This window comes from Amycolatopsis sp. NPDC049253, from assembly GCF_040678995.1.
Lineage (GTDB): Bacteria > Actinomycetota > Actinomycetes > Mycobacteriales > Pseudonocardiaceae > Amycolatopsis.
The window spans coordinates 1-21,363 of sequence record NZ_JBFAQX010000034.1; the positions used below are offsets into that span (position 1 = coordinate 1).

The window sequence follows — 21,363 nt, forward strand, 5'->3', positions numbered from 1 at the left end:
AATGGCGTGGTCTGGCCACCCGCTTCGACAAGCTCGCCATCATCTACCGCTCAGCCGTGCTCCTTCACGCGGTGACCATCTGGACCAAAACATTGTCAGACACGGCGTAGCCGCGGCGGCGGATCTCGGCGAGCTCGGCGCGCAACCAGGGCTCGGGCCGAACACGAGGATCGCCTCGCCCGAAGCCGCGGAGCGCGGGGGAACGTGGCCGTCGAGCTGCGTGACGACCCGGCCGCGACCCCGGCTGCCGACGTACTCCTCGGTGAACGGCATCCCGCCCCGGCCGGGCACGACCAGCAGCACGGTCTCCTGCGTGACGTGCGCCAGATCGGCGAGGAACGGCGCGGCGACCACGCGCAGCGAACGGTGGGCGGGTGCGCGCTGGCCGAGCTCGCAGAGCCACGTGCCGAGACGGTAGCCAGCTCGCCGATCCCGAGCACGGACGAACTCGCGTCGAACGACGGCAGGATCGCCCGCGCGCGGCGCGGCACCGCCTTCGCGGGCGGGGTGCCGAGGGGTTCGCCGCCGGCGTCCATGCCCTCTCCCGGCCTTCCGCCGTGATCGCTGATGCCAGGTCGGTTTCCCGGCCGCCACACCCGTCGTCGCGGACCCGGCGTTCAGGTGCGCGAGCCCCGCAACCACGACCTCAGCGCAGACTTCGCCGACTCCACGCGCGACGGCGTGACGAGGCGCTGGGCGACGAGGTGGCCCGAGCCGGCGCCGAGCCCGGCGCCCGGGTGCGTCGACGCGCCGATGTGCCACAGCCCCGGCACCGGCGTGCGGTGGTGGGCCGCGCTGGGCAACGGGCGCCACAGGAAGCTCTGGTCGACTTCGGCGGCGCCGCCGTAGGGGTCGCCGGCGACGGCGTTGACGTTCGCCGTCCGCAGGTCCGGTGGGGTGATCACGTCCACGGCCAGCACCTTCTCCCGCAGCCCGGGGGCGTGCCGCGCGATCCGGTCGAGCACGCGGTCGGCGTAGGCGGAGGCGAGGCTCGGGGTCCAGCCGCCCGTGACGTCGAGCTCCCCCGCCGCGTCACCGACCGGGGCGAACGGCGTTTCCTGCAGCTGCAACCACAACGCAGCCGCGCCCTCGGGCACGCGCGAGGGGTCGAGCAGGTACTGCTGGCCGACGACGATGGTCGGGCGGTCCGGCAGCAGGCCGGCTTCCGCCTGGGCACAGGCGATTCCGGTGCTCGCCGATCCGTCGGAGACGTGGACGAGCGGGATCTCGCGCAGCCGCTCGTCGCGCCAGTCCGGCGGCGCGGACAGGGCGACGTGGATCTGCAGCTCCGCGCGGCCGTAGCGGAAGCGCCGGGCCTCGTCGGCGACCTGCTCGGGCACGGACCCGGCCGGCAGCAGCTCGCCGTATAGCGCCGTCGGCGTCACCGACGCGATTACGGCCCGCGTGGCCCGCAGGGTCTCGCCGCCGGCCACGACACCGGCCGCGCGCCCGCCCTCGACGAGGACGCGCTCGACCGGCGCGCCCGTGCGGATCTCCACGCCACGAGCTTCGAGCAGCGACCGGAACGCCTCGACGAACCGCCCGGCCCCGCCCTCGACCACGGGCAGGCCGAACCCGTGCAGGGTCGCGGCCAGCACCGGCACGAAGAACCCGCCCGAGGCCTGGTCGGGTGCCAAGCCCGCGTGCAGCAGCCACGGGATCCACAGGTGATCGACCTCGGAGCCGGTGAACTCCCGCGCGCACCACGAACGGCCGCTGCTCACGAAGTCCCGCAGCCAGCGTTCGGTTCCCGTGCGGCCGAGGCCGCGCGCGAGCCCGCCGGCGTGCTTCAGCAGCGCGGGCGAGCGCAGCTCCGAACCCATCAGGCCGCCGACCGGGCCGGCGTGGTCCAGGAAGTCCCGCAACGCCTTCAGGTACCGGGCGCGGTCCTCGGCGTGCGCGAACTCGGCCGCCGTCCGCTCCGGGTCGCGGTGCGCGACCACGGCGTGCCCGTCGTCGGCGAGGCTCGCGACGAGCGGACCTTCGGCGTTGCGGTAGACGAGCCCCTGCCGGTGCAGCTCCTCCCCCAGCGCCGCGTACGCGCCGCCCGAGACGAACAGCGGGTGCCAGGAGGAGAAGGTGTCGTGCACGTAGCCCGGGAGCGTGCGTTCCTCGCTCGCGATGAACCCGCCGAGCCGGTCGTTGCGCTCCACGAGCGTCACCGACCAGCCGGCGCCGGCCAGCTCGGCCGCCGCGACCAGGCCGTTGACGCCACTGCCGACCACGATCGCGTCCGGCATCGGATTCCCCCTCACGCGATTCTTCTCACGCCAGGTGGGCCCGCACCGACTCCTGCCGCGGATCGGTCCAGCCCTTGCTCGCGGCGTAGGCGATCATCTTCCCGAAAGCTTCCGTCCACTGTGGATCGACACCGGGTCCTTCGCCCCGCAGCCACGCCACCGAAAGCCACGCGTGCCCGTCGGCCGCGGTGCCGGCTCCGGCCCCGCGCAACGCCGTGTCGACGTCGGCTTCGGTGACCCCCTCGGCTCGCTCGACCGACAGCGACGTCAGCTCCTCGGCTTCGACCACCGCCGGCCGACGGTCCGCACCGATGACGACCTTCATGCCGTTTCCTCCCGTCCGACCTGCCGCGGCAGGTGCGTTCCGAAACCCCGGCCGTCGAGGGTCAGCGCCTCGTCCGGCCGCGGCACCGCCGACGTGACCCGCGCGAACGCGACGCCGTGGTCGCGCTCAGGACACAGGCCGCCGAGCGGCGTCCCGAGTCTGCCTCACCCGCCCGCAGTGGCCCGACGATCGTGGTGAACGCCTCTTGCCGAAGCACGCGATGGAGTCGTCCTGGCCGCACGACTTCCGGCATCACGCAGGCCCGCTCGAACACGCACGCCCCGATCGCGGCGTACTCGTCGTGGAAGGCGCGAGATCAGCCGATCGCCTGCCGCACCAGGGCGGTGATCTGCTTCTCGACCTCGGCGGTCATCTCGGTGACGGCGTACGCGACCGGCCACAGCGCACCGTCGTCGAGCTTCGCCAGGTCACTGAACCCGAGCGTCGGATAGCGGGTCTTGAACTTCGCCGACGGCTGGAAGTGGCACAGGAGCTTGCCGTCGAGGGCGTAGGCCGGCATGCCGTACCAGAGCTTCGGCTCCAGCTGTGGCGCCGCGGCCAGGACGACGGCGTGCACGCGCTCGGCCCGTACCCGGTCCGCCGGGTCCAGCTCCGCGATCTTGTCGAGCACGTCCTGCCGCGCCTGCGCCGCCTTCTCGGCTTTCGAGCCGCCACGCGCGGCCGCCTTGAGGTCCTTCGCGTGGTCCTTCATCGCCGCCCGCTCCTCGGCGCTGAAGCCCTCGCGCCGAGCCGTCTGTCCGGTGGCCATCCGATTCCCCTTCCACCAAGATCGGCACGGCCCGTGCCGATCGGGCACAGCATGGCTTCCCCGTCGGCACCTGTCAATGGCACGGCCCGTGCCGTTAAACTCCCGGCCATGGGCGAGGAACCCCGGCGCCGCGGCGCCGCGCGTACCGACGAACTCCTGCGGGTCACGCTCGACCTCGCGACGGAGGTGGGCTACGCCGGGCTGAGCATGGAGGCGGTCGCGCGCCGGGCCGGCGTCGGGAAGCACACGATCTACCGGCGCTGGCCGTCGAAGTCCGCGCTGCTGCTCGACGCGCTCGCCCGCGTCTGGACGACCGACCTGGACTACCACGACACCGGTGACGTTCGCGCCGACCTGCGCGAGCAATTCCTCCGCTCGGCACCCGCCCTCTCCACGCCCCCGATCGGCCCCGTGTACCGCGCGGTGATCGCCGAAGCGCAATCCGACGAAGCACTGCGCGAAACGCTGCACGAGCGGTTCCTGGTGACCGTGGAGAGAAGCACACTCGAGCGCATCACCCTCGCCCAGCGCGCCGGCGAGCTCAAGGCGGACGCCGAGCTCGGGTTCGCCGCCGAGGTCCTGTGCGGCGCGCTCTACTACCGCGCCCTGCTCTCGGCCCGCCCGGTCGACGAAGCCGCGGTCGACGGCCTGATCGACCTGTTCATGGCCGCGTACGCGGCTTGATCCTTTGTGGACCCGGCCGGGGGCGGTGCGCGATCCGGCCATCCCCCTCGCGTCCCGGATGGCCGCGGACCGGCGACGCGGTGAGACTTCGGCACACCACATCGGCACCGCGCCCCGAGGAGGAGCCATGGTCAAACCCGTCGCCGACGGCAAAGGGTTCAAGCTGGGGCTGTTCTCGGCCAACTGCTCGTCCGGGCTGGCCGTGACCAAGATCCCCGAACGCTGGTCGGGCAGCTGGGAGGACAACCTCCGCCTGGCCGAGCTGGCCGACGAGATCGGGATCGACTTCCTGCTGCCCATCGCCCGCTGGATCGGCTACGGCGGCGAGACCAACTTCCACGAGGGCGTGCTCGACCCGACGACGCTCGCGGCGGCGCTGCTCGCGCGCACCCGGCGGATCACGGTGTTCACCACCGTGCACACCGCGTTCAACCACCCCGTCGTCGTGGCCAAGCAGCTCGCCACCGCCGACCTGGTCGGGGCCGGCCGCGCGGGGATCAACATCGTGGCGGGCTGGAACGAGCCCGAATACCGCGCGCTGGGCGCGGATCTGCCCGCCGAGCACGACGCCCGCTACGCCCTGGCACAGGAGTGGTGGGACGTCGTCCGCCGGATCTGGACCGAGGACGGCCGGTTCGACCACGAAGGCCGGTTTTTCCGGCTCGAGGGCGTCGAGGGGATGCCGAAGCCCTGCGACGGGCCGCTGCCGGTGCTCAACGCCGGCTCGTCGAAGCAGGGCCGTGGCTTCGCGGCGCGCAACGCGGACGTCGCGTTCACCATCGTCGGCGGGCCGGAGGACGGTGCCGGGATCGTGCAGTCCGTCCGCGCGGAGGCCGAACGCGAGCACGGGCGCCAGGTCGGCGTGTTCACCCTCGGCCACGTCGTCTGCCGCCCGACGCGCGCCGAGGCCGAGGAGTACCTGCGCTACTACGCCGGCGAGCAGGCCGACTGGGCCGCCGTCGACAACCTCATGCGGCTGCAGGGCCTGCACGCGCAGTCCTTCACGCCGGAGATGCTGGCGACCTTCCGCGCGCGGTTCGCCGCCGGCCACGGCAGCTGCCCGCTGATCGGCGCGCCCGATGACGTCGCCGACCGGATCGCCGCGTTCCACGAGGCCGGCTTCGCCGGGATGACGCTGTCCTTCGTGGACTACGCGGGCGAGCTCGGCTACTTTGCCCAGGAAGTGCTGCCGCGCCTCGAGGCCCGCGGGATCCGGGCCCCCGCCGGCTGACGGGACGCCAGAGGGGAGCCGCCGGTGACCGCGACGACGAGGGTCCCGCCCCGCTCCGGAGAGGGCACGCTGCTCGCGACGTCCCTGCGCTCCACCCGGCTCACCGACCTGCGCGACCGGGTGCAGGACCTCACCGTCGTGCACGAGATCGAGCCCCGCCGCGGCCGCCCGGACGGCACGGTCGCCGTGGCGGGACTCGGCGCACTCAACCTGGTCGTGGTCCGCTACGGCGCCCAGGTCACCGTCGACGCCTTCCCCACACGCAACCGCTTCGCGCTCACCGTGCCGCTCGGCCCGATGCGGGTCTCGGCGCCCGAGGTCGCCGGCGAGGTGCTCACGTCCGGCTTCGCGCTCGCCGGCGACGATCACACGGTCATGCGCCCCGACCCGCACGCCGGCGCCCTGGTGCTGTCCACGCGGATGTCGCGGGTCGAGGAGCACCTCGCCACCCTGCTCGGGCGTCCGCCGAGCACGGCGCTGCGGTTCCTGCCGCCGAACGCCCCGGCGGCGGGACCGGCCGCGCTGCTCGACCCGGCGTGGCGCACCGCCTGCTTCGCCCTCGCCGACACCCGCGCGCCGCTCGGGCCGGCCGTGCTGCGGGCGCTGGAAGACCAGCTGCTCACCGCGATCCTGCTCGGCCTGCCGCACACGTCGTCAGCCGAACTGCTCGCCGGTCCCGCCGACGAGCCGGCCGACGTGGTCGAGCGGGCGCGCGCCTGGCTGGAGGAGCACCACGCCGAGCCGGTGACCGTCGCCGACCTCGCCCGCGCGACCGGACTCGGCCCTCGCCAGCTCCAGGCGCGGTTCCGCCGCCGGCTCGGCACCACGCCGACGGCTCTGCTGCGCGACATCCGGCTCGGCCGCGCGCACCGCGCCCTGCTCGGCGCCGACCGGACGGTGGCCGAGATCGCGCACTCCTGCGGGTTCACGCACCTGAGCCGGTTCGCGCAGGAGTACCGCGCGCGGTTCGGCGAGCTGCCTTCCGAGACGGCCCGCCAGCGGCGGCCGGTCTGACCACAGTGGACAGCCGGCCCAGTCGCCGTGCGCGGGCCTCAGCGGGTCACGAGGTCGGCGACGAGCTCGTGGGAATGCCGCCGGTCCGCGTGGTCGCGCACGGGTGTGGTGATCATCAGCTCGTGCGGTGCCGTCCGGTCGAGCAGGCCTTGCAGCCGGTCCCGCACGGTCGAGGGCGAACCGACCACGAGGTGGCCGCACCGGGCCTCGATCTCCGCGCGGTCGGCCTCGGTTTACGGGTGTGCGGCGGCCGTTTCCGGGTCCGGCAACAGAATCCGGCGGCCGCGGTGCCGGCTGAGGATCTTCAGCCGCTCGGGCCCCGCGAGCCACCGCGCGCGTTCGTCGGTGTCCGCCGCGATCACGGCAACGCTGCGCAGTGTGGGCCGCACGGTGATCTCGCGGTACGCCGGCAGTGCTTCGCGCGCCAGGCGGGCGTTGAGGTGGTGGGCGAACGCGTAGGGCAGCCCGAGCCCGGCGGCCACCCGCGCGCCGGCCGGACTCCAGCCGAGCACCCAGACCGCCGGCGTGTTGCCGACCGCGGGCACCGCGCGAACGGACCCGTCGCCGGCGAAGTAACCCAGCAGCTCTTTCACTGGCTCCGCCAAAGGTTTCGCCGAGTGCTCCCGTTCGCCGCGCACGGCGTCCGCGGCGGCGCGGGGACCGCCGGGCGCCCGCCCGAGCCCGAGATCGATCCGGCCCGGGTGGAACGCCGCCGGCGTCCCGAACTGCTCGGCCACCACGATCGGCGTGTGGTTCGGCAGCAGCACCCCGCCTGCCCCCACCCGGATCCTGCGGGTCGCCGCCGCGACCCGCCCCACGACCACCGCCGGCGCCGAGCCGGCGACCCCGCGCATGCCGTGGTGTTCGGGCACCCGGCAGCGGTGGTACCCCAGCTCGTCGGCGAGCATCGCGAGGTCCACGGTGCGGTGCAGGGCCTCGGCCGCCGTGGATCCCGCCACGATCGGGGAAGTGTCGAGCACCGCGACGCGCACCCGTCCTGTCTGCCACCGACGCGCGCGACCCGCTGTGCCAGGTCTGCCGGGAGCAGCACGGACACGCCTTCACCGAGCGAGAGGGCGCGGCAGACGAAAACGGCGGCGCACCCGCCCAGGGGTGCGCCGCCGCCGTCGTGTTCGCGCGCGCCTCAGCCGACCTTCATCTCGCCCAGCTCCGACCAGGTGTCCTGGTCGAGGGTGGTGTTGATGATGTCCGGGGTCTTCTGCAGGTACTGCGGGAACTCGGCCTGCGCCTTCTTGAAGTGGTCCGCGTTGACGTGCGCCGCGGCCGCGTCGTCGGCGAAGGCCTCCACCAGGACGTACTCGTTCGGGTCGTCGAGGCTGCGGGACCAGTCGAACCACTTGTTGCCCGGTTCGGCTCGCGTGGCCTCGGTGAACTCCCGCGAGAGCTCCGGCCACCGGTCCGCGTACTCCGGCTTGATCTGCCACTTCACGGTGATGAAGATCATCTGTTCCTCCTTCGTGCCCTCAGCAGCCTAGCGCCGCCGCGGGCGCGTCCGCTGTGGACGGCCGCGCTCACGGGACCAGGATCGCCCGCCCGCGGATGCGGCCGCCGTCGAGGTCGTCGAGGGCCTGCTGGAAGTTGTCGAGCGGGTACTTCGTGGTGTGCAGCTTCACCTTGTCCTGCGCGGCCAGCACCATCAGCTCGCACAGGTCGGTGTAGGAGCCGACGAGGTTCCCGATGAAGTTGATCTCCGTGGAGATCACGTCGATCGTCGGGATGTTGATGTTCTCGCCGTAGCCCACCACGTGGTAGTCGCCCGCGCGCCGCAGCATCGCCACACCGTCCCGCGTCGCGCCGCCCTCGCCGACGAAGTCGACCACGACCTCCGCGCCGTGGCCGCCCGTCAGCTCCTGCACGGCCGCCACGTGGCCGCCGTCGGCGACCACGCCGTGGTTCGCGCCGATCGACTCGGCCAGCTTCACCGCGTCGGCGTTGCGGTCGACCACGATCAGCTCGGCCGCGGTCATCGCCTTGAGCACCTGGATGCCGATGTGCCCGAGCCCGCCGGCGCCGATCACCACGCACTTGTCGCCCGGGTGAAGGCGACGCGACGCCTTGGCCGCCGCGTGGTACGCGGTGAGGCCGGCGTCGGCCAGCGCCGCGACGTCCGCGGGCTCCAGCGAGTCGTCGAGCTTGACCACGCTGCGCGCCGAGGTCTTGAGCACCTGCGCGTAGCCGCCGGCAGTGTCAATGCCGGGGAACTGGCTGTTCTCGCAGTGCACGTCGTCGCCGCGCCGGCACGCGGGGCACAGCCCGCACGTGATCAGCGGGTGCACGATCACCTTGTCGCCCTCGGCCACGTTCGTGACCGCGGAGCCCACGGCCTGCACCCAGCCCGCGTTCTCGTGCCCGATCGTGTAAGGCAGGGTGACGCCGGACTTCTCCGCCCACTGCCCCTCGAGGATGTGGAGGTCGGTGCGGCACACACCCGCTCCGCCGATGCGCACGAGCACGTCGTGCGGCCCGGTCACCTCGGGTTCGGGAACGTCGGTCATGCGCAGCTTCTCGTCGTACCCGACGACCTGGACAGCCTTCACGAAGCTCGTGCCTCCTCACCGGCGACAGCCGAAACGGACGGGTCGTGCGGCCGGGCCGTCTGGTCGGTCTCCGACCCGGGGTAACGCGTGCGGAGCAGGCCGCGGCAGAAGTGCGCGTTGCCGTCGATCGAGATCCGGATCGACCGGGCGAACCGCAGCCGCAGCGGCACCTCCTCGCGCGGGTAGGGCTCGCCGTGCTCGTCGACGAGCACCGGTTCACCCGGTTCGACGCTCAGCCCGAGCGACGTCCGCCGCCGCAGCAGCGCGTCGGTCGTGAGGCCCGCCGGCAGGTCGCCGAGCCTCACGTCGTGCAAATCCTCTTCCTTCAGCTCCTTGTCCGCGCGAAGCAGGCCCGTGAGCGCCCGCTCCATGGCGGCCGTGTGGGCCTTGCGGCGGAAGGTGAGCCGCAGCTCGTCGAGGTCCTTCTCGGCCTCGGCGCCGAAGGTGCCGAGGTACCCGGCGTCGGCGGCGAGACCGCGGTTGATCAGGTCGGAGTCGTGGTGGTCGTCGAGCTGCACGACCACCCGTCGCTCGCCCGCCACGGCGGTGAGCACGTCCTTCGCGTCCGATGCCATCAGATACGCGAAGTTGGGCGAGCAGAACGAGGTCGGCAGCCGCAGGTGCACGGTGAGCTCGGCCTCGGTCGCGGCCACGGACCGCACGAACCCCAGATCGGTGATGGGTTCGTCGAGCTCCGGGTCGTAGACCGAGTCGAGCGCACTGCGCGCCAGCTCTTCGAGATCGGGCATCAGGCAACCGCCGCCGCTTCGGCCTCCGCGTCCGCCGGCGGGTTCTTCACCTGCAGCTCCTCGGGCACCGGGACGTCGTACATGGCCGCGGCGTTGAGGCCCAGGATCTTCTTCTTGATCTCCGTGGTGAGCGGCGCGTACTCCGTCATGTCCTCGGGGATCTGGAAGTCCACGAACTTCTCGACGAGCCACTTCGGCGTCCAGATCGCGTAGTCGCTGGAGAACTGGATGCGGTTCTCGTCGAGCCAGTACAGCAGCTCGCCGATGATCTGCGCGAAGTAGCGCGGTCGCGTGTGGATGAACGGCATCGCGACGGCCAGGCCGGCGTGCACGTTGGGCTCCTGCGTCGCGATCCAGCAGAAGTCTTCGAGCCGCGGCAGGCCGCAGTGCTCGATCACGAAGTTGAGGTCGGTGAAGTCGGTGGCGACCTTGTCCACGTCGGCGACGTCGAACGCGTCGCGGTCCAGCGGCCGGATGGTCGGGCCCTTGTGGATGTGGATGTTCTTGATCCCCAGCTCCTGCGCGGCCTCCAGGTAGCGGTAGCTCCACTTGTCGTCGAGCTTCCAGCCGCGCGAGTCGCCGAACCACTCGGCCGTGTAGAGCTTGGCCCCCTTGAGGTTGAACCGCTTGGCGTCCTCGCGCAGCTGCTTGAGACCGTCCTCGCCGAAGCGCGGGTCCCAGCAGTGGTTGTAGGTCAGCTTGTCCGGGTGCTTCTGCGCCAGCGCGAACGCCTCGTCGGTCTGCCCGAAGTTGTTGTTGTAGAAGGCAGGCAGGGCCGCGGGCTGGAAGACGGCATGGTCGACGTAACCGTCCGTGAACAGGTCCTTCATCAGCTTCTCGCCACCGTAGTAGAGGTATTCCTCGTACGGCCACACCTCGGACTCGGGGCTGAGGTTGCGGTGGTAGTCGTAGAAGCAGTCGATGAACTGTTTGCCGTGGATGTTGCGCTGGTTCTCCGGCCGTGCGTCCCAGAGCGCGATGTGCGCGTCGAGGATGAAGTACTTCTCGCCGTCCTTGCTGTACATGGGCTTTCCTCCGCATTCGTGACCACATCGGCACGTCAAGACCGGAACTTAGGGCGATCATCGCCGGTCGAGGTGGCCCATGCTGTCTCGATTTGAGACACGAACCCGCGCCTGCGGCTACCCTGGGTCTCCTAGCCTTACCCAAGCCGGACGCACGATCGGCCGAGACGCAGTGCGGCGTCTCCCGGGAGGTGGCATGACACGCGGTGACGGGCTCGAGCCTCGCGGCGACACCACGCCGAGGCTGCGGGCGTCGTGGCAGCGCAGCGCGCGTTACGGGGTGCCGGACGACGAGGTGAAACCCGTGTTCACGGCCACGGTCGACACGGAGTCGCTGCTGTTCGAATGCGGCGACGAGGTGCTGCGCGGCCTGCACGCGACCCTGGCCGACGAGCCCATCAGCCTGATGCTCACCGACAGCGAGGGCCTGGTGCTCAGCCGGCTGTGCGGCGACCCGGGGATGACCCGGTCGCTGGATCGGGTGCACCTCGCGCCGGGGTTCTCCTACGCGGAAAGCAACGCCGGCACCAACGGCCTCGCCCTCGCGCTGGCCGACCGCACGCCGTCGCTGGTGCGCGCGGGTGAGCACTACTGCACGAGCCTGCGCGGCTACACGTGCGCCGCCGTGCCCGTGCTCGACCCGATCACGGGTGCGCTGGCGGGCAGCGTGAACCTCACGACGTGGTCCGAGCAGTCGTCCGGCCTGCTGCTCGCGCTGGCCCAGACGGCCGCCGGGCACACCTCCTCGCTGATGCTCGCGCGCGCCTCGGGCCGCCGCCCACGCCCCGCCCCGCGCGGCGAGGTCTTCCGCGTGTACGCCGACCGCATCGACCCGCCGGAGCTCTCCGCGGCGTGGCAGCACGCGCTGCTGGAGGCGATGGACACGATGGGCCGCGGCCGTGCGGTCGCCGTGGTCGGCGAGCCGGGCGTCGGCAAGACGGCGCTGGCCGCCCTGGCCCGCCGCGAGCTGCACCCGCGCGAGCGCGTGCTCAACGCGCGCCCGCCCGCACCGGACGACGTGGACGCGTGGCTCGCGATGTGGGCCCCGGAGGTCGGCAAGGCCGACACGTGCGTGATCGTCTCCGGCGTCGACGCCCTGCCCGCCTGGGCCGCCGGCGAGCTGGCCGCCCGGTTCACCGGACACCCGGCCGGTTTCGTCCTGACCGCAACGGATACCGCGGCGATCCCGAAGCCGCTGGTGTCCTTCGTGGACACCGTCGTCGAGCTCCCGCCCCTGCGCCTGCGGCCCGACGACATCCTCCCGCTGGCCCGCCACTTCGCCCACCGCGCGCGTGGCCGCGCTGTCTCCTTCACCCCGGCCGCCGCCCGCGCCCTGGCGACACACGACTGGCCCGAGAACGCCAAGCAGCTCCGGCGCGTCGTCGCCGAGGCCGCCGCCCGCGCGGACACGATCGACACGCACCACCTGCCGCCGGAGGTGTTCACCACCACGGGCCACCGGCTCAGCCGGCTGCAGGCGATGGAACGCGACGAGATCGTGCGCTGCCTCGCCCAGCCCGGCGCCACCGTCGTCCGCGCGGCCGCAGAGCTCGGCATGGGCCGCGCGACGATCTACCGGAAGATGGCGCAGTACGGGATCAAGAACCGGCAGCTGCGGTCCTGACCGGCTTCCGTAGCATCGGGCCGTGACGACAAACCTCGGCGCCGGCCCGAGCCGGTGACCGGCTCGTTCTGGTGGGACCTGGTACTCGGGCTCGCCGGCGGCCTGCTGCTGTTGTGGCTCGCCCTCGTGGCCGTGCTCGTCGTGGCCCGCCCTCGCGGCGACCTGCTGCGCGAGGCACTCCGCTTGCTTCCCGACGTCCTGCGGCTGATCCGCCGCCTGGCCGCGGACCGCAACCTTCCCCGCGGAGTGCGGGTACGGCTGGGCCTGCTGATGGTCTACCTCGCGCTGCCGATCGACCTGATCCCGGACTTCATCCCGGTGCTCGGCTACGCGGACGACGCCATCGTCGTCACCCTCGTGCTGCGCAGTGTCGTGCGCCGCGCCGGGATCGACGCCGTCCGGGCCCACTGGCCCGGCACCGAAGACGGGTTCGCCGGTCTGACGCGGTTGACGGGCCTCTAACCCGCGGCGAAGCCTCCTGCCGTGCCGTGTAGGTCGTTATACACCGGGTGAAGTCAGCCCTTCGGGACTGTCGCCGCGGCGCCCGAGAAGGCAGGGTGGGGTCCGGGTGTCCGCTCGGGAGAAGGAGCGTGGGTCGAGATGCCGTGGTTCCCGGACTTCGTCAACGCCGCCGAGCTGGCGCACAAGCAGACTCGCGTCCAGGGGCACGAAGATCCCGTGGGGCAGTTCTTCGCGGCGCTGAACGACGGCGACGCGCGCACGCTCGAGACGGCCTGGCCCGGCGAGGTCGCGGTGTTCGACCCACGCGCCGGGGAGATCCGCGGCCACAAAGAGCTGCGGCACTTCGTCCACGTGAACCAGGTCTGGCTGGGCGAGCAGCACGCCCGCGCGGAGAGGATCGCGACCACGCGCGCCGGCGGGCGGGCCGTGGTCGAGCTGCTGGCGTGGCTCGGCGGCGACGGGCACGAGGAGGTGGCCTGGCCGGTGGCCGTGGTCGCCGAGTCGGCGAACGAGCGGTCCGTCGTCTTCCGGACCTACTGCAGCCAGTGGCCGGTCGACGGGCACCGGCACCTGCGGCCGCCGATCCTCGCGTCCGCCGCCACCCCGCTCGGCGATGTCGTCGGGCACTACCTCGCGGCGCTGGCGGCCGGTGACGCCGACGCGATCGTGGGCACCTTCTCCCCCACCGGCTACCTGCGCGAGCCCGTCGGCACGCACACGCAGCACACCGGTCCCGACGCGCTGCGCGAGTTCTTCACGAAGACGTTCGCCGTGGGCGGTCTCCACCTCGAACCGTGCGTGGTCACCGACGACGGCGTGCGCTGCGTCCTCGAGTACAACTGCGTCGGCTGGGGTTCGCACGACGTGCCGCCGCAGGCCGGGGTGTGCGTGTTCGATCGCGGCCTCGACGGGTTGCTGAGCGCGGTCCGCGTGTACGACGACATCGAGGCGCCGGCCGCGTAAGCGCACCGGGGTCACCTCCGCCGGGACGCGCCGCGGGGCCGGACGGTCGACACTGGACCCGCCCGCCGGGAGCACCATTACTTCGAGCTTCACGCCCATGGCCTCTGCTGACCGTCACCCGCGTACGCACGCAGTAGTACGCCGAAGTACCGCAGCTCGACGGACGACGCCCGCCCGTCTTCCCCCGACGATGGACGCACAGCTCGGGCCATCGACGGAGGAGGCGGCATGGCGACCGGACAGGGGTGGCGGCTCGGCGCACGCACCCGGAAGTGGTACCTGGTCGGGCACCTCGTGTCCGGGGCGGCGTGGTTCGGTCTCGACCTCGCGCTGGGGATCCTCGCGTGCACGGCCCTGCTGACCGACGACCCGGCGGTGACCGCGACCTCGTTGCGGGCGCTGGAGTTCTTCGCGGTGTGGCCCATGTTCACCGCGAGCGTGCTCACGCTCGCCACCGGCGTCGTGCTCGGCCTGGGCAGCAAGTACGGCCTGGTCCGGTACTGGTGGGTCGCCGCGAAACTCGCGGTGAACGTCCTGATGGCGGTGCTCATCCTGGTGGCGCTGCGACCGGGGATCGACGCGGCCGCCGATTACGGCCGGGCGCTGGTGGCCGGCGAAACCGCCGCGCGCCCGGCGGATCTGCTGTACCCGGTGTTCGTGGCGCCGAGCCTGCTGCTGTTCTCCTATTTGATGACGGTGTTCAAACCGTGGGGTCTCCTCCGGCGAAGTTCGGCCGGGAAAGCACTCGCCCACGACGGAGCGTGAGCGGAAAAGGCGGCGGGGGCACGAAAGCGTGCAAGATCGTTTTCGGGCGAGGCGTGGCCCACGTTTCCTGTTAGCGTCGATCATGAAAGGCCGGACGGCCGACCGGGATCGACAGGGAGGAAATGACCATGATTCGCGTTCGCAGGATTCTCGGTCACGTCGTGAGCGGATTCGCCACCGCCGGCTTGTGCGTGAGCGGTCTCGCGGTCGCCGGGGCCTGACCCGACCATTCGCCGCGATTCTTTTCCCGAAAAGGAATCGCATTTCTCCTCACGCCCGCGCTGACCGCGAAGGCCGCCGCCGGGCGCCTGCAGTACCGTGACGGTCCGTGACTCCCGAGAAGCCGCCGACCGCGCGCCAGGCCGCCGCCGAGCAGACCCGGCAGAAGCTGCTCGAAGCCGCGCTGGCGGAGTTCTCACGCCGGCCGTACGCCGAGGTGACCGTGGGAGACATCGCGCGCGCCGCCGGTGTCGCGCACGGCTCGTGTCACACCACTTCCAGGGCAAGCAGGGCGCGTACGTCGCCGCCGTCGCCAAGGTCTACGAGCAGCTGCGCGAAGCGGAGGAAGCCGAGCAGCCGACGGCGGTGCCCGACCGGATCCGGGCCCGCTTCCGCGGGCTCGTCACCTTCCTCTCCGCACACCCCGACCGGGCACTGAACCTCGTCCTCGCCGGCGGCCGCGACGAGGTGTTCGCCGACCTCCGCGGCCGGAACCTGCGGGTGCTCGCCGGACTGCTCGGCCTCGACCCGGACCGCCCCGCGGTGGCCGCGACGCTGCGTTCGTTCGCCGACGGCGCCGAACGCCTGACCGCCGACTGGCTGCGGGCCGACCGGCCGTTCGGGCTCGACGCACTGGTGGAGGCGTTCTGCGCCCTGCTCGCCGGCGCTCTGCGCGGCGCGCGCGAGCTGGACCCCGCACTCGACGTGACCAACGCGCTCGCCCACCTCTAGCCCGCACATCGTTTCACTCCCAACCAGTTTCGGGCGCATGCCGATCATTGATTGACAGTCAATGATTGATGGTCAGCAAGCAGACCTGGATGAAGCTCGGCGTAACGCTGCCCCAGAACTGGAAGTTCGACCCCGCACCGACCTGGTCCGCGGCGCCCGCGAGGCCGAGGAGGCCGGCTACGACAGCGTGTGGGTGGCCGAACGGGTGCTCTACCCCGGGGACCAGAGAGGGATCCACCGGCTCACCGAGTACGGCGACGGCGCCTGGCCCGACGTCTACCGCAAGATGCTCGACCCGATCGTGGCGATGACGATGGCCGCGACCGTCACCTCGCGGGTCCGGATCGGCGCGTCGGTGCTCCTGCCGCCGCTGCACATGCCCTACCGGCTGGCGAGTTCGCTCGCCGCGATCGGCGCGATCAGCGGCGGCCGGGTGATCGCGGGTCTCGGCACCGGCTGGTCCGTGGACGAGTTCGCCGCCACCGCGCCCCGGCCCATGGAAGAGCGCGGCGCCGCCCTGGAGGAGTTCCTCGACGTGGCCCGACGCGGTCTGGGGCCCGGACCCGGCGTCGTTCGAGAACGAGCGCTACACCTTGTGGCCGGCCGAAACCGGCCCCAAACCCGCCGAGCGGATCCCCGTGTTCCTCGGCGGCTGGTCCCGCAGGCCGCTCGAGCGCATCGCCCGCCACGCCGACGGCTGGCTGCCCGTCATGGTGCCGCCCGCCCAGGTCGCCTCGACGCTGACCGACCTGCGCAAGCGCGCCGAGGAGCACAGCCGCGACCCGCGGGCGATCCGCTGCATCGCGATCATCGCGCTGGGCGGCGAGTTCGTGCGCGTGGAGACGGCCGATCGCCCGCCGTACCAGGGCAGCATCGAGCAGATCCTCGGCGACCTCGCCGAACTGGGCGCCGCGGGCGTGGAGGAGGGAGTGCTGACGCTGCCGAACATCTCGCGCGACATCGAGGAGTACAGCGACCTGCTCGCCGAGTTCCACGCCGCGTTCGGCGCGGCCGGGACCTGACCACCGGGGCGTCCGGCGCTGCCCCGGACGTCCCGGGTGACCGGGGACGTCCGGGCAAGGCGGCTGCTCTGTTCGTGTCGTTCCGTGGCCGAGGATTCACTCACGGCACACCTTCGGGGCTAGGGTCCGGTTCGATCTCGCGTCGAGGCGGAAGTGAGGGCTCGGTGACGGTCACCAGGTGGGGGTTCCCGACCGGCGTGGCGGGTGCGGTCGGGGCCGCGGGCCTCGGCACGGCGGGCGCCGGACCGGGGGTGGCCGAGCCCCGCGCGGGCCGGCCGCTCGCACTCCGCCAGGGCACGAACGTTTCCGCGTCCGAAAGGTGAAGGCATGTGCCAGCTGTGCGGTTCCGAAGCCCGGGAAAGCTCCACGGTCTCGAGGCGGACGTTGTTCGCCGCGGCGGCCGGGCTGGCCGTGACACCGATGATGTCCGGGACGCCGGCGGACGCCGCGGCCCGCCCGGACGCCGGGGCCGACCTGATCCTCCACAATGGACACGTCGTCACCGCGGCGCTGCACGGGCGCACCGCCCAGGCGATCGCGATCCGCGGCGGACGCGTCGAAGCGACCGGGCCGTCGGACCGGATCCTGCGCCTGCGGGAGCGGCACACCCGCGTCGTGGACCTCAAGGGCCGGGCGGTGGTGCCGGGACTCATCGACAGCCACCTGCACCAGTTCACCTCGGCACTCGACCGGCCCAACGTCTCACTGCTCGAAGCGCGCAGCATCGCCGATGTCGTGGCGGCCATCGGCGCCCGCGTCGCCGCGAGCGCGTCGGGCGCGTGGGTGCAGGCACGCTCGGGCTGGCACGAAAGCCTCCTCGCCGAGGGCCGGCTGCCCGCCCGGGCCGAGCTCGACCCGGTGTCGCCTGAGAACCCGGTGTTCATCCCGCGCGGCGGCCACGTGGCCACGGTGAACAGCCGCGCGCTGGAGCTGGCGGGCATCACGCGCGACACGCCGGACCCGGCGGGCGGCGTCATCGTCCGCGACGCGAACGGCGAGCCCACCGGCGTGCTGCTGGAACGCGCGCGCCAGCTCGTGACGCCGGTGCTGCCCGCGCCGCCGTCGGCCGAGAAGCAGCGGCGGCAGCTGCGCGACCAGATGGCCGAGCACAACGCCCTGGGCATCACCGGCGTCACCGAGCCGGGGCTGGACCCGTCGCAGATCGAGATCTACACGCGCCTGTGGCACGACGGCGAGATGACCACGCGAGCGCACCTGCTGTGGCGGATCGCGGCACTCGCGGACGTCGACGCGGCCGTGGCGGCGTTCAAGCCGCGCACCGGCGACGACATGCTCCGCTTCGACGGCCTGAAGTACCTCTCCGACGGTGGCGTCGAGGGCGGCTTCCTGCGCGACCCGTACCAGCTCGTGCCCGGCGAGCAGACCAGCCCGGACTACCACGGCGTCCAGCTTCTGCCGCCCGGCGGCAAGGACGAGCTGACCGAGATGTACCGCCGGGCCGCGCGGCACGGGTTCCAGGTCCAGACCCACGTCGTCGGCGACGCGGCGATGGACTTCATCGTCGACGTCCTCGCCATCGTGCACCGCGACACGCCGCTCGCGCACCTGCGCTGGGTGCTGATGCACCTGTTCCTGCCCAGCGGCCCGAACCTCGCGCACATGCGGAAGATGGGCCTGCTCGCAAGCGTGCAGGACCACGCCGTGCTGCTCGGGGCCAACCAGGTCAAGTGGTGGGGCGCCGAACGCGGCTCCCGCGCCGTGCCGATCCGCGACATCCTCGACGCTGGCCTGCTCGCCGGCGGCGGCACCGACGCCCCGGTGGTCCCGCCCAGTCCCCTGTGGTCGCTCGGCTGGATGGTCACACGCGAGACGCTCAAGGGCGACGTCCTCGGTCCCGAACAGGCCATCACCGCCCGCGAGGCCCTGCACCTCTACACCCTCGGCAGCGCGCAGACGCAGTTCGCCGAGCACACCCTCGGCACCCTCGACCCCGGAAAGCTCGCCGACCTCGTCGTGCTCGACGCCGACCCCCTGACCGCCGACCCGGGCACGATCAAGGACCTCGCCGTCACGATGACCGTCGTCGGCGGGCGCGTGGTGCACGAGGCCTGAGGCCCAGTGCGGCGGTGTGCCCTGCCGGGACATCGCCGTGCCGGCCGGATCACCCGCGCGGCGCGCCGCGGCCGACGGCGTCGTCCACCCCGGAATTACGCCGGCCACCGGGAAACCCCGGTGGCCGGTGCGGGGGAACTCAGCGCCAGCCGAGTTCCGGTGCCACGTGCGTCAGGATGCTCTCCAGCACGTGGGCGTTGTACTCCACCCCGAGCTGGTTCGGGATCGTCAGCAGCAGGGTGTCCGCGGCCTCGACGGCCTCGTCCTCCTTGAGCTGGCGCACGAGCTCGTCCGGTTCCGCGGCGTAGGAACGGCCGAAGATCGCCCGGGTGTTCTCGTCGATCATGCCGACCTGGTCGCGCGAGTCGCGGTCGCGGCCGAAGTAGGCGCGGTCGAGGTCGTTGGTGAGCGCGAAGATGCTGCGGCTGACCGACACGCGCGGTTCGCGCTCGTGGCCGGCCTCCTTCCACGCCTCGCGGTAGGCCTCGATCTGCTTGCGCTGCTGGACGTGCAGGGGTTCGCCCGTCTCGTCGTCCTTGAGGGTGGAGCTCTGCAGGTTCATGCCGAGCTTCGCGGCCCACACGCCGGTCGCGTTGGAGCCGGAACCCCACCAGATGCGCTCGCGCAGGCCGGGCGAGTGCGGTTCGACGCGCAACAGCCCGGGCGGGTTGGCGAACATCGGGCGCGGGTTCGGCTGCGCGAAGCCGTCGCCCTCGATGACTTTCAGGAAGACCTCGGCGTGCTGCCGGGCCATGTCCGCGTCGGTCTCGCCGTCGGCCGGGGCGAAGCCGAAGTAGCGCCAGCCGTCGATCACCTGCTCGGGGGATCCCCGGCTGATGCCGAGCTGAAGCCTGCCGTCGGAGATGAGGTCGGCAGCGCCGGCGTCCTCCGCCATGTAGAGCGGGTTCTCGTAGCGCATGTCGATCACGCCGGTGCCGATCTCGATCTTCGAGGTGCGGGCGCCGATGGCCGAGAGCAGCGGAAACGGGCTGCCGGCCTGCCGCGCGAAGTGGTGCACGCGGAAGTAGGCGCCGTCCACGCCGAGCTCCTCGGCCGCCACCGCCAGGTCGATCGACTGGTGCAGGAAGTCCTTCGCCGACCGGGTCTCGGAGTGCGCGGTGTCCGACCAGTGGCCGAACGAGAGGAAACCAATCTTCTTCACGCCCGTGGAAGCGTACGCGCGCCACGATTGATTCCCGCGGGCGGTGCGGCTCACGTCCTCGCCGCGGATCGCCCCGGCCGGTAACCTGGCTGCAGCACGCACACTGGGGGTGTCGTCGTAGCTCCGCTCTCCTCCGCACTGGTGGCCACGCTGGGTGCCACCTTCTCCGCGCTGTACCAGTGGGCGGTCGAGCGCGGGGCGGACAAGCTCACGGCCCAGCGCCGCGCGCGTGCCCTGGGCGATCCCCACCGCCAGCTGGTCGCGGCCGAGGAGGACCTGGCCGAGCTGCGGCGGGTCGAGTTCCCGGCGGTGCCCGACGGCGACTGGCAGGCCGCGCTCGACGCGGTGGCGGTCGCCCTCGACGCCGCCGACGTGGGCGGGCTCGTCCGCACGCACCCCGCCGTGCTCGTCGACGAGGACCGCCTGCGGGCCCGCGTCCGCGCGGCCGGCGGCCACGCGCTCGACGCCGCCGGGCGGGGCTCCGACGGCACCGCGGCGTTCCACCGCCTGCTCGACGAGTGCTGCCGCCGGGTCGCCCGCCGCGCGCGGGCCGTCGACGAGGTCATGCGCGCCGTGCAGGCCGGGATGGCCGGCGACGTGGTGACGATCCGCCAAGCCGTCACCGATCTGCAGGGCCAGGAGGAGCGGCGCACGCGCGATCGCGCCGAAGCCTTCGAGCAGCACTACCTGTCCTACCTCGCCGCGGACTACGCCACGTTCGAGCTGTTCCAGGTGGGCCACGGGCGCGCCCCCGTGCGCCACTCGTTCTCGTGGTACTACGCGGCCCCGTCGGTCACCCGCCAGGGCGGGACGGCCGTGGGCTCGGCGCTGACCGGCGCGGGCACCGACACCGCCCACGCCCTGGCCGCCGAACGGCGCGTGCTGCTGGTCGGCGGCGCGGGCGCCGGGAAGACGTACCCTGCTGCAGTGGCTGGCCTACACGGCGGCCACCGCCGAGTCCGCCGCCGACGGCGAAAGCGAAGACCCCTGGCCCGGCGCCGTGCCGTTTTTCGTGCCGCTGCGCGAGTTCGCGGACCGCGGCCTGCCCCAGCCCGAAGACCTCGTACGCGTGACGGCACCGGCGCTGGCCGGCGAGAAGCCCGCGCGGTGGGTCAGCGAGCTGCTGCGGTCCGGGCGCGCGATGGTGCTCGTCGACGGCGTGGACGAGGTCCTGCGGCCGCGCCGCGAGGAAGTGCGCCGCTGGCTCGAAGGCCTGCTGCGCGGCTACCCGCAAGCGCGCTACGTCGTGAGCACCCGGCCCGCCGTCGTCGACCCGCAGCTGGGTCACGTTGCGCTGCACCGCGGCCTTGGCCCACATCTCCCCCGTCATCACGGGGAAGAACGCCACGGGGTGCGTGGCGGCGAGCACGGTCGTGGCCAGCATGTTCGGCGCGGCGCCCGCCGCGACCGTGGACAGCGTGTGGGCGCTGGCCGGGAGGATCACCGTCAGGTCGTGCCCGGCGGCCAGGGTCGCGTGGTTCTCGGCCGGCCACGTCGCCGGGTCCGCGCCGGTCACCACGCGGTCGGCGAACAGGCCGACGGTGTGCGCGGGCAGGAAGGTCGCCGCGGTGTGGGTCATGAGCACGGTGATCGGGCCGCGCAGGACCGTCCGCAGCGCGCCCAGGTACATCGGCAGCGTGGCGACCGCGGCCGAACCGGTCGCCCCGATGAGCAGGCGGCCTTCGAAGGTGTTGTCCATACGACCACGATGGCCTGCCGCGCCACTTCAGGCCTGACCGGGAGTGC

At 72.6% G+C, this 21,363-nt stretch carries 21 protein-coding genes and 4 pseudogenes; 14 read left to right on the forward strand and 11 right to left on the reverse strand.

Going from position 1 to position 21,363, the window contains the following annotated elements:
* The first annotated feature begins 204 nt into the window (after nucleotides 1-204).
* The gene (locus AB0K15_RS41145) at nucleotides 205-561 is read left to right on the forward strand and encodes a hypothetical protein (RefSeq protein WP_364064030.1); all 357 of its coding nucleotides are present in this window, start codon (nucleotides 205-207) and stop codon (nucleotides 559-561) included.
* 56 nt (nucleotides 562-617) lie between these two features.
* Here AB0K15_RS41145 and AB0K15_RS41150 read toward each other — a convergent pair whose 3' ends face one another.
* The 3 genes from AB0K15_RS41150 to AB0K15_RS41160 all read right to left on the reverse strand — a co-directional run bounded on the left by AB0K15_RS41150 (nucleotide 618) and on the right by AB0K15_RS41160 (nucleotide 3,334).
* Nucleotides 618-2,240, reverse strand: coding sequence for an NAD(P)/FAD-dependent oxidoreductase (locus AB0K15_RS41150; protein ID WP_364064033.1), 1,623 nt, complete (start codon nucleotides 2,238-2,240; stop codon nucleotides 618-620).
* A 25-nt stretch (nucleotides 2,241-2,265) separates the two neighbouring features.
* The gene (locus tag AB0K15_RS41155; protein WP_364064037.1) at nucleotides 2,266-2,565 is read right to left on the reverse strand and encodes a hypothetical protein; all 300 of its coding nucleotides are present in this window, start codon (nucleotides 2,563-2,565) and stop codon (nucleotides 2,266-2,268) included.
* A 316-nt stretch (nucleotides 2,566-2,881) separates the two neighbouring features.
* Entirely contained in the window at nucleotides 2,882-3,334 is a 453-nt protein-coding gene (locus AB0K15_RS41160) for a DUF1801 domain-containing protein (protein WP_364064044.1), read from the reverse strand.
* Nucleotides 3,335-3,442: 108 nt separating this feature from the next.
* Between AB0K15_RS41160 and AB0K15_RS41165 the strand changes: the two genes are divergently transcribed.
* The 3 genes from AB0K15_RS41165 to AB0K15_RS41175 all read left to right on the forward strand — a co-directional run bounded on the left by AB0K15_RS41165 (nucleotide 3,443) and on the right by AB0K15_RS41175 (nucleotide 6,263).
* On the forward strand, nucleotides 3,443-4,018 hold the full coding sequence (locus AB0K15_RS41165) for a TetR/AcrR family transcriptional regulator (protein WP_364064051.1): 576 nt from the start codon (nucleotides 3,443-3,445) through the stop codon (nucleotides 4,016-4,018).
* Between the two features lie 127 nt (nucleotides 4,019-4,145).
* Nucleotides 4,146-5,249, forward strand: coding sequence for an LLM class flavin-dependent oxidoreductase (locus AB0K15_RS41170; RefSeq protein ID WP_364064055.1), 1,104 nt, complete (start codon nucleotides 4,146-4,148; stop codon nucleotides 5,247-5,249).
* Nucleotides 5,250-5,273: 24 nt separating this feature from the next.
* Nucleotides 5,274-6,263, forward strand: coding sequence for an AraC family transcriptional regulator (locus AB0K15_RS41175; protein WP_364064058.1), 990 nt, complete (start codon nucleotides 5,274-5,276; stop codon nucleotides 6,261-6,263).
* 38 nt (nucleotides 6,264-6,301) lie between these two features.
* Here the strand turns inward: AB0K15_RS41175 and AB0K15_RS41180 are convergent, their stop codons facing one another.
* The 6 genes from AB0K15_RS41180 to AB0K15_RS41205 all read right to left on the reverse strand — a co-directional run bounded on the left by AB0K15_RS41180 (nucleotide 6,302) and on the right by AB0K15_RS41205 (nucleotide 10,595).
* Complete coding sequence (locus tag AB0K15_RS41180) at nucleotides 6,302-6,430, reverse strand: hypothetical protein (protein ID WP_364064061.1); 129 nt, start codon at nucleotides 6,428-6,430, stop codon at nucleotides 6,302-6,304.
* 66 nt (nucleotides 6,431-6,496) lie between these two features.
* Nucleotides 6,497-7,255, reverse strand: coding sequence for an MsnO8 family LLM class oxidoreductase (locus AB0K15_RS41185; RefSeq protein WP_364064064.1), 759 nt, complete (start codon nucleotides 7,253-7,255; stop codon nucleotides 6,497-6,499).
* 152 nt (nucleotides 7,256-7,407) lie between these two features.
* Nucleotides 7,408-7,728, reverse strand: coding sequence for a putative quinol monooxygenase (locus AB0K15_RS41190; RefSeq protein WP_364064067.1), 321 nt, complete (start codon nucleotides 7,726-7,728; stop codon nucleotides 7,408-7,410).
* A 67-nt stretch (nucleotides 7,729-7,795) separates the two neighbouring features.
* Entirely contained in the window at nucleotides 7,796-8,821 is a 1,026-nt protein-coding gene (locus AB0K15_RS41195; protein WP_364064070.1) for an NAD(P)-dependent alcohol dehydrogenase, read from the reverse strand.
* Entirely contained in the window at nucleotides 8,818-9,570 is a 753-nt protein-coding gene (locus AB0K15_RS41200; protein WP_364064073.1) for an iron-sulfur cluster assembly protein, read from the reverse strand. Before AB0K15_RS41200 ends, AB0K15_RS41195 begins: the two co-directional genes overlap by 4 nt.
* Nucleotides 9,570-10,595, reverse strand: coding sequence for an amidohydrolase family protein (locus AB0K15_RS41205; protein WP_364064076.1), 1,026 nt, complete (start codon nucleotides 10,593-10,595; stop codon nucleotides 9,570-9,572). Before AB0K15_RS41205 ends, AB0K15_RS41200 begins: the two co-directional genes overlap by 1 nt.
* A gap of 196 nt (nucleotides 10,596-10,791) precedes the next feature.
* Between AB0K15_RS41205 and AB0K15_RS41210 the strand changes: the two genes are divergently transcribed.
* The 9 genes and pseudogenes from AB0K15_RS41210 (at nucleotide 10,792) to AB0K15_RS41250 (ending at nucleotide 18,455) form a co-directional block, all read left to right on the forward strand.
* Complete coding sequence (locus AB0K15_RS41210) at nucleotides 10,792-12,219, forward strand: helix-turn-helix domain-containing protein (protein ID WP_364064083.1); 1,428 nt, start codon at nucleotides 10,792-10,794, stop codon at nucleotides 12,217-12,219.
* Nucleotides 12,220-12,273: 54 nt separating this feature from the next.
* Nucleotides 12,274-12,681 carry a DUF1232 domain-containing protein gene (locus AB0K15_RS41215; protein ID WP_364064090.1) on the forward strand — a complete coding sequence of 136 codons (408 nt, stop codon included), beginning with the start codon at nucleotides 12,274-12,276 and terminating at the stop codon, nucleotides 12,679-12,681.
* 138 nt (nucleotides 12,682-12,819) lie between these two features.
* Complete coding sequence (locus tag AB0K15_RS41220; protein WP_364064093.1) at nucleotides 12,820-13,644, forward strand: nuclear transport factor 2 family protein; 825 nt, start codon at nucleotides 12,820-12,822, stop codon at nucleotides 13,642-13,644.
* A gap of 228 nt (nucleotides 13,645-13,872) precedes the next feature.
* Nucleotides 13,873-14,409 (forward strand): hypothetical protein, encoded by a 537-nt coding sequence (locus AB0K15_RS41225; protein ID WP_364064096.1) that lies wholly within the window; start codon nucleotides 13,873-13,875, stop codon nucleotides 14,407-14,409.
* Nucleotides 14,410-14,737: 328 nt separating this feature from the next.
* Nucleotides 14,738-14,848: pseudogene (locus AB0K15_RS41230) on the forward strand (TetR/AcrR family transcriptional regulator); the annotation flags it as partial.
* Between the two features lie 44 nt (nucleotides 14,849-14,892).
* On the forward strand, nucleotides 14,893-15,360 hold the full coding sequence (locus tag AB0K15_RS41235; protein WP_364064342.1) for a hypothetical protein: 468 nt from the start codon (nucleotides 14,893-14,895) through the stop codon (nucleotides 15,358-15,360).
* Between the two features lie 61 nt (nucleotides 15,361-15,421).
* A pseudogene (locus AB0K15_RS41240) lies at nucleotides 15,422-16,382 on the forward strand (TIGR03619 family F420-dependent LLM class oxidoreductase).
* A 164-nt stretch (nucleotides 16,383-16,546) separates the two neighbouring features.
* Nucleotides 16,547-16,705: a hypothetical protein gene (locus AB0K15_RS41245; protein WP_364064099.1), complete on the forward strand. Its 159-nt coding sequence runs from the start codon at nucleotides 16,547-16,549 to the stop codon at nucleotides 16,703-16,705.
* Between the two features lie 4 nt (nucleotides 16,706-16,709).
* Entirely contained in the window at nucleotides 16,710-18,455 is a 1,746-nt protein-coding gene (locus tag AB0K15_RS41250; protein WP_364064102.1) for an amidohydrolase, read from the forward strand.
* A 139-nt stretch (nucleotides 18,456-18,594) separates the two neighbouring features.
* Here AB0K15_RS41250 and AB0K15_RS41255 read toward each other — a convergent pair whose 3' ends face one another.
* Nucleotides 18,595-19,617, reverse strand: coding sequence for an LLM class flavin-dependent oxidoreductase (locus AB0K15_RS41255; protein ID WP_364064339.1), 1,023 nt, complete (start codon nucleotides 19,615-19,617; stop codon nucleotides 18,595-18,597).
* A 931-nt stretch (nucleotides 19,618-20,548) separates the two neighbouring features.
* Here AB0K15_RS41255 and AB0K15_RS41260 point away from each other — a divergent pair.
* Nucleotides 20,549-20,827: pseudogene (locus AB0K15_RS41260) on the forward strand (NACHT domain-containing protein); the annotation flags it as partial.
* Nucleotides 20,828-20,866: 39 nt separating this feature from the next.
* Here AB0K15_RS41260 and AB0K15_RS41265 read toward each other — a convergent pair.
* Nucleotides 20,867-21,316, reverse strand: a pseudogene (locus AB0K15_RS41265) (flavoprotein); the annotation flags it as partial.
* Nucleotides 21,317-21,363 lie beyond the last annotated feature (47 nt).